The organism is Streptococcus sp. HMSC034E03, from assembly GCF_001811505.1.
In the GTDB taxonomy this organism is placed as follows: Bacteria; Bacillota; Bacilli; order Lactobacillales; family Streptococcaceae; genus Streptococcus.
The window spans coordinates 1-512 of sequence record NZ_KV804953.1; the positions used below are offsets into that span (position 1 = coordinate 1).

At 40.6% G+C, this 512-nt stretch carries 1 protein-coding gene; it reads left to right on the forward strand.

Annotation, left to right across the window (positions count from 1 at the left end; genetic code table 11):
• Window positions 1-512, forward strand: a 512-nt coding sequence (locus HMPREF2805_RS01340; RefSeq protein ID WP_186822542.1) for a distal tail protein Dit, incomplete at both ends; no start/stop codon positions are given.

Sequence of the window (512 nt, forward strand, 5' to 3'; positions counted from 1 at the left end):
AAGCTTGCGGGTATTTTTAATGTTGATAGTCCTAAAGAGTTGACCTTTTCAGATGAGCCGGACAAGTATTATCTGGCCATGGTAATTGATGATATCTCTATGCAGGAGGCAAGTGGGAGACGTTCAAACGGCTCTATTAAGTTCATCATTCCTGATGGCGTGGCTCATAGTTCAGCCTATAAGCGATTTGATAGCGATAAAAACGCAACTAGCGAAGCAGGGAAAATGGTGTTTGATCTTACAAACAATGGCACAGAGAGTGCATTTCCAATCGTTAAAATCAAACATAATGCTGAGAATGGCTATATCGGTCTAGTTAATCAAAATGGAACCTTAGAAATCGGGAACCGTGAAGAGGCCGATACCGAACCATCGCAAAAATCAGAAATCTTACTTGATTTTAGAGGTGAAAAAATTACAAATGGACTGGCTAACGCAGCAAAGAACCAAGCCATCACAAATGACCGGACAGAGTACATTGTAGGAACAGCTGAAATGATTAATCTTTGGGA